1 protein-coding gene is annotated in these 242 nt (G+C 63.6%); it reads right to left on the bottom strand.

Translation table 11 applies throughout. The features are described 5' to 3' along the window. On the bottom strand, positions 1-242 hold a 242-nt coding region (locus R2R70_RS22690; protein WP_410979299.1), incomplete at both ends, for a hypothetical protein.

Here is a 242-nt window from a genome sequence, read left to right as displayed (position 1 = left end):
GCGTGTAACGCACGTCGATATCGAACGGAAACACGGCCGTCGGGCGCGAACTCACGCTGACTTCGGCGCGCTCGGGCGTGTTCGCCACCACGCTCACCTGCGCCTCGCCGGGCCGCATGCGGAAATAGCCTTTCTTGTCTTCCTTGTAGCCCGGCGGCACGACCGCAACGTCGGCGTTCGCATCCCAGTACATGGCTTTTTCCGGGTCGTTTTCGAAGTCGTCGCCATGCGCTTCGTAGGCC

Origin of the sequence: Cobetia sp. SIMBA_158 (assembly GCF_046566945.1) — a bacterium.
GTDB lineage: Bacteria > Pseudomonadota > Gammaproteobacteria > Pseudomonadales > Halomonadaceae > Cobetia > Cobetia amphilecti.
Note: the sequence above shows the minus strand (reverse complement) of the source record. Positions and strands in the feature narration are given on the sequence as shown.